This is a genomic window from Pseudomonas sp. R62 (assembly GCF_000257605.1).
Lineage (GTDB): Bacteria > Pseudomonadota > Gammaproteobacteria > Pseudomonadales > Pseudomonadaceae > Aquipseudomonas > Aquipseudomonas atacamensis.
In genome coordinates, this window is sequence record NZ_JH635998.1 from 392573 (window position 1) to 399200 (window position 6628).

Below are 6628 nucleotides of genomic sequence, written 5' to 3' on the forward strand. Positions count from 1 at the left end.
CAGCCAGTCGGCGTGGGTGATCACTGCAAAGGTATTGAGCAGCAGCACATATTCGCCACGGGCCTTGGTCACGGCAAAATTGTGCAGGGCAGCCATGTTGTCCGGCTGCGGGTACGTCAGCACGCGGATTCGGTCACCACCCAATTGCGCGATGCCGTCCAGCCATGCTCTGGCCTCAGCGGTTTCGCTGCCGTTGTCGACCAGCAGCAGTTCGTAGTCGGCGTAGGCGGTTTTTTCCAGCACGGTCTCGACACACCGCTGCAAGGCAGCGGTCTGATCCCGGGTGACGATGATGATCGACACAAGCGGACGGCGCGCGTGCCGATAGTCGACACGATTGAGCAATTGGCAACTGCCACGGCGGATTTCATGGGCAACGCCAATGCGTTGCAGATGCGCTTCGAGCACACGAGGGTTCTGTTCGATGACGCCTGGCTCGGCCAACCACCGCGACAGATCGAATGGCGACTCCAGCAGAACTTCGGCGACATGCCCGATCACCTGGGTGCCGTCGCTTTCGACCATGCGCCACAGCATGTCGTGAGGAGCCAGTTCGGTGAACGTCGTGTCAAAACCACCCAGCGCCAGAAAGCGTTCGCGCTTGAACGCCAAGGCGCGCCCGACATACGGGTAGCTGCGCATCAGATCAAGGTTGAAATCGGGTTTGAAGGCGGGTTCCACGGACTCACCATCGCGCAGACCGCCTTCATCGCTGTACACGCAACCGAGCGACGGCGAGTGCGCAATCCGGTCAGCCATGACCAGCAAGGCCGGCACCATCAGCCGGTCACCGGCCTGCAACAGGTAGAACCAGTCGGCGCCCTCCAGTTGGGGCAACAGAGCGTTGATCTGACCCAGCCCGTCACCTTCCAGTGGCATGTGGAACACGCGCCCATCCAGCGTCGCCTCGTTACAGGAAGCGGACAGCACCAGAATCAGTTCAGGCGCATAGTCCTGCCGAGCAAGCGCCTCAAGCGTGCGCTCGACTCCATCGCGACTGCCCTGGGCATCAATGACGATCGGCACTATTCGCGGCTGTTGTGGCCAGGCGGCCAGAGTTTCCGGCAGTAACTTGCGCTGCCCTTCAGTGAGACTGCGGCACTGCAGCCAGTGCGCGTAGAGTTCGGCGAAGCTCCAGCTATCGATGCCGACGCACCACTCCTGGCGACTCTGCTTGGTACCCAGCGTACGGCTCAGGGGCAGCTCTTCCCAGACGCGCGGCATTGCGTCAGCCTTGGTCAGCGGGACATAGCGCACCCAACCCGGCGCTGGCGCCGACTCGCCACTGCGCGCCTTGAGCATTTGCAGAATCCACTCGCGCTCGACCTCGACCGCGTCTTTCATCGGCTGCTGAGCACTCAAGCGCTCCGGATACAGCCGCTCGGCACTGAGCACGGTGTTAGACATCGCCAGATTGCCGCGCCGCAGCAGGCATACGTACAAGGCGAAATCCAGGGTGGCGACAAAGCAGTGGCCGTCCTGAGTCAGTGCCGGCAACAAGTCGACGAGGTCCGAACGACGAAACAAGGCGCTGGAGAAACCGCCCAGCACATTGACCGGAAATTTTTCGAAGATGCCCAGCAGGTCGTCACCCTTGAACAGACCGCTGGCCGGTGACAACGAAGTGTTTTCAAGGCGCGCCGGCAGAATGATGTCGTCGGCGTCCCAGAACAGCCGCTGAGCCAGCACCAGGCTGACTTCCTCACGCAACATCTCGTGCGCCTGCTGCTCGATGCAGGCGGCATAGAGATGGTCGTCGTCACACATGAACTTGACGAATTCACCCTGCGCCTGATCAAGGCACGCCTTGAGATTGCCGACCAGGCCCAGTGTGCGCGGGTTGCGCACATAGCGCACGGCAACACCCGAGCGCTCGGCCACAGCGCTGACAATCCCTTCGATCTCACGACCACGACTGTCATCGCAGACAATGATCTCAAGAGGCGCGTATGTCTGGCTGACGGCGCTGTTCAATGCCCGCTCGAAAAAGCGCGGATTGAACGCAGGGATGGCAATGCTGACGAGAGGAAGTGAATTCACGGCGGGCTCACAGGCGGTACGAGCCCGCTCGCAAAAACGAGCCCTTGATACCGCAAAAAATCATTAACAGAGGCACAACGTTGGCGGGCGCGCTCGCGCCCGCCAATCATCAGATCTTGTTGAACAGACCCAACTGACTGATCTTGCTGAACGCCAGTTGCGCGGCTTGCAGCATGGTCTGTTGCAGGGTCAGACGGGTCATGACTTCAGCCGGATCGGAATCACGAATCGAACCCTGGGTCGTGCTGTTCGCCGTGGTCAGGCTGTCGTTGGTGATGGTCTGCATGTCCAGGGCCTGGCCGCGGGCACCAATGGTGGTGACTGCGGTGCCGATCTGGTTGGAAGCGGCATCGATGTTGCCGAGGCCTGCCTCCATCGCGCCCTGCAATTTCTGCTTGGCAACCGGATCGCCGTCAACCGGCGTGTTCAGCGCGGTGATCATCTGGCCCAGGGTGTCGAGCACGTTCTGGGTCTGGTGATTGTTCGGCTGGATCGAGAACTGATCGCCAGCGGCCGGCGTGCTGCCCAGCGCGAAGGTCACACCGGCAGCGGTGGCGTTACCGCCGGCAACCGTGCCCGACGAAACCGGCTTGCTGTCGGCGGTCACTGGCGCGGCATACAGATCGAAATCGGTGGCGCTGGTGAACTTGAGCACCGCGCCGCCCTGCGGAAACGCTGCGGTGTAGGCTGCCTGATCGGTGATGGTCGAACCAGTGATCACGCTGGTCGACGGGTTACCCGGATTACGCGTGGTGGTGAACGAGTCCGGCGAGGCCGACAACTGAAAACTGTGCCCTGCGATAACGGCGTCCGGATTGGTATCGCCGGCCTTCAGATTGACGTTCAGCTTGAGGTCGACGCCGCGGAAACTGACGGTCTGATTGGCGCCGCTGCTGTTGCTGATCAGGCCATTTTGGCTGGCCTCGGCGGTCACGTCGTTGCCCAAAGCATCGGTGATCTTCAGCTGGGTGCTGCTGACGAAATCGACGGTGTACGGCTGCCCGGCAGTGAACTTGGCATCGTAGGTGGCAACAGTGCCGACGGTGCCGTTGGACAGCACGACACGGCCGTCATCCACAGCTGGCGCAGTCATTTTGGTGTTGGTGCGGCCGGTGTTGATGGTCTGCTGGAACGCGTCCCAACCGGTGGTGTTGGTACCCACGGTCATGCCGTCGCCGATGCCCAGATCGATGATGGTCTGGTCGCCGTTGTAGCTGAACGTGCCGTCAGAATTCTTCGAATACGGCGCGGTGTCGGTTTTCGAACCGGAGAACAGGTAGTTGCCGTTGGCATCCTTGGCGTTCATCAGGCCCAGCACCTGCTGCTGGATCTCACCCAGTTCCGAGGCGTACGCCTGGCGATCCTTGTCGGTGATGGTGCCGTTGTTCGCGGCCAGGGCCAGCTCTTTGGCTCGCGCCAGCGCCGTGGTGATCGACTCCAGTGTGGACTCCTGCACGGTCAACGCACTTTTGGTGGTGTTGACGTTGGTCTTGTACTGATCGAGCATCGCTGCCTGCTGGCCCAGCTGCAGCAGACGCCCGGCACCGATCGGATCATCGGCGGCGGTGTTGATGCGTTGCAGGCTGCTCGCCTCGCTCGCGGTGGCGACAGCCTTGTTGAAGTTACGCTGATAATCCGAAGCTTGCGTTCCGTAATACTGGGCGGTGGAAATGCGCATGAATTACGACTCCTTAAAGGCTGTTGATCAGCGTGGCGAAAGTTTCCTGCGCAGCTTTGATGATCTGCGAAGACGCTGTGTAGTACTGCTGGTACTTGACCAGGTTGCCGGTTTCTTCGTCCAGGTTGACCCCGGAAAGCGAATCGCGGGCACCCTTGGCGTTCTCCAGAATCGCCGTGGTCGCGGCGCTGTCGGACTTGCCTTGGGCGGTCTTGGTACCGACGTTGGTCACCAGGGTGTTGTAGGCGTCGGTCAGGCTGATGCCCTTGCTCGCCGAACCGGTGTCCACGGTCTGTTTGGTTTGCAATGCGACCAGTGCCTGGGCGTTGCGGTTGTCCGAAGACGCCGCGCCGGTCAGGTTCATGGTGAAGGTCTCGCCGGTTTTCGGCGTGCCGCCCACGGTGGTCTGCACGGTGAAGGTCTTCTGCACGTTCGGCGTGACCGTAGTGTCCATCACCGGGTTGCCGCTGGCGTCGACGATGCCGACCTTCAGATTCAGCGTGTTCGACTGGCCGGGCACGATGGTACCGGTGCCAATGGTCGCGCCCTTGGCGTCGACCAGGTTGTACGATTGGCTGCCGCCGCTGGCTGCGCCGAACACCAGTTTGACCGGCGTCGAATTCTTCAACGCTGCCTGCATGTCAGCCTGGGCGGTCGGGTTGGAGATGTCGATCTTGTCGCTGAGCGTCGGCTGGGTGTAAGTGCCCAGACCGTTGGCGCTGGCGACGCCGGTCAGCGGACCGGCCGCAGCGACTTTCTTCGGATCGGTCAGGACCGTCTGAATGCTCGCCGCCGCGTTGCGGGTCGGCGTGATTTTGAACGAGTCACCCGCGCTCAGCGCGCCGCCATTCAAGGCCAGGGTGAAGCCGTCGATCACTGGCGGCGGATTGGTCGTAGTGCTGAATGCGCCCAGATCGGTGCCGTCGGAACGCTTGACGGTGTAATCGGTGGCACTGGTGAAGGTCACCTGATAGTCGCTGGTGGTCAGCTTGCCGGTGTCCTTGATGGTCACATCGAGGTTGCCCGAACCGGCGCTGTTGCCGTCCTTCGCAATGCTGCGCTGACTGATCAGAGCGGCACTGTTGATGTTGTTGAAAATCGCCGCGCCGAAGTCACCGTTCTTGTCGATGCCCTGGGCTTGCTGGCTGTTGATCTGATCGGCAATCACCAGGGCCACGCGACCGAGCTCGTTGAGCGACGGGTCGAGGACTTCCTTGCGATAGGTCAGCAGACCGCCGATTTCGCCACCGCTGATCACCGAAGTGATGTCGATGGTGCTCGAACCGCGATCCATCTGGATCGACATGCGCGACGGGTCGGTCTTGCTCGCAACCATGCTCAGGCTGTTGGTGGTGTTGCCGATGACCAGCGGCTGACCGCTGCCGACATAGATGTCGAAGCTGGTGCCGCGCTCGACGACCTGGGCACCGGTCAGCTCCGAGAGCTGACGCACGGCTTCGTTACGGCTGTCGAGCAGGTCGTTAGGCGCCCCGCCACTGGTGGAGATTTCGCCGATCTTCTGGTTGAGATTGGCGATCGCCGTGGCGAGTTTGTTCACCTGGGCGGTCATGTCGCCGAGGCTGCCGTTGATCGTGGTGTTCTGATCGTTGAGCTGCTTGGCCAGGGTATTGAAACGACTGGTCAGCGCCTGCGCGCCGGTCAGCACCGACTGACGCGAAGTGTCATCGGTGGCCGACGTCGATACGCCCTGCATCGAGGTGAAGAATTTCTGCAGCACACCGGTCAGGCCGGTGTTGGTGTCCGACAGCATGGCGTCCAGCGGCGTCGCCTGCTTGAGAAACGCAGCCGATTCGCTGTCCAGCGAAGTCGCGGTGTGCAGCTGCGATTCCAGGTACGAGTTGTACACCCGGCGCACGTCAGCCAGGGTCGTGCCCGTGCCGATGAAAACGCTGCCGTACTGCTGCGAGGACTTGGTGCCCTGCACGGTTTGCTGACGTGAATAACCGGCGGTGTCGACGTTGGCAATGTTGTTGCCTGTCGTAGCCAGAGAGGACTGGCTGGCCGACAGTCCCGACATCCCGATATTGAGCAAACTCATGGTTCAGACCTTATTACCTGGTGCCTTATAAAGGCGTGGTGGAGACACCCGCCGCAGCGTAGTTTTCAAAACTGTTCATCTGCTTGGCAATTTGCGAAATCTTCGTCGCGTAGTTCGGGTCGGTGGCGTAACCGGCCTTCTGCAACTCGCGTACAAACTGTTCTGGGTTATCGGCCGACTTCAGCACTTCTTGATAGCGATTGTTGCTCTGCAGCAACGTCACCAGATCGTGGAAGCTGTCCTTGTACGAGGCGTAGGAACGGAACTCGGCCGTCTCCTTGACCATCGCGCCATTGCGGAACTCGCTGGTGATCGCGCGGGCCGAATCGCCCTTCCAGTTGCTGCTCGCCTTGATGCCGAACAGGTTGTGGCTGCTGCTGCCATCCTGAGCGCGCATGACCGATTTGCCCCAACCGGTTTCCAGTGCCGCTTGCGCCACCAGGTAACGCGGATCGACGCCGATGCGGTCGGCGGCTTCCTTGGCCATCGGCAGCATGGTGTTGACGAATTCGTCGGCAGAACTGAAGGCCTTCTTCGCCGGTGCCAGCGGAATCTGCGCCATGGCGCGGCCGTAGACCTGCATCTGCCCGCCAGCGGCTTTCTGCTCTTCGGCACGGGCCAGCCAGTCGCCGTTGTACAAAGCGCCGGAGCCTGTGACGGCGGTAGTCGCAGCACGTTGCGGCAAGGCGTTGGTCGCTGCGGCCGCAGTGCTGGCAGTGGCCACGCTCGGCGCCGACGGCACCAGACCAGCGAGCAAGCGATCGGCCAGTTTCGGCGGCAATGCCAGACGCCGCTGGTTGATCAGCGCCATGTCGTTGCGATGGGAAATATCGGTGTTGTTCGGCGCATGC

At 61.5% G+C, this 6628-nt stretch carries 4 protein-coding genes; all 4 read right to left on the minus strand.

Features of this window, described 5'->3' with window-relative positions; all coding sequences use genetic code 11:
• On the minus strand, window positions 1-2040 hold a 2040-nt coding region (locus OQK_RS30950; RefSeq protein WP_038860488.1), incomplete at its 3' end, for a glycosyltransferase.
• Between the two features lie 109 nt (window positions 2041-2149).
• Window positions 2150-3718, minus strand: a complete 1569-nt coding sequence (locus OQK_RS03295) for a flagellar hook-associated protein 3 (protein WP_016771107.1) — start codon at window positions 3716-3718, stop codon at window positions 2150-2152.
• A 13-nt stretch (window positions 3719-3731) separates the two neighbouring features.
• Window positions 3732-5777 (minus strand): flagellar hook-associated protein FlgK, encoded by a 2046-nt coding sequence (gene flgK, locus OQK_RS03300; RefSeq protein ID WP_016771108.1) that lies wholly within the window; start codon window positions 5775-5777, stop codon window positions 3732-3734.
• A 25-nt stretch (window positions 5778-5802) separates the two neighbouring features.
• A partial coding sequence (gene flgJ, locus OQK_RS03305; RefSeq protein WP_081489819.1) for a flagellar assembly peptidoglycan hydrolase FlgJ occupies window positions 5803-6628 on the minus strand: 826 nt, incomplete at its 5' end.

Bases quoted from the DNA above. Each gene is read 5' to 3' on its own strand.
- OQK_RS03295 (WP_016771107.1), bottom strand. From the start codon at position 3,718: ATGCGCATTTCCACCGCCCAGTATTACGGAACGCAAGCTTCGGATTAT.
- flgK (WP_016771108.1), bottom strand. From the start codon at position 5,777: ATGAGTTTGCTCAATATCGGGATGTCGGGACTGTCGGCCAGCCAGTCC.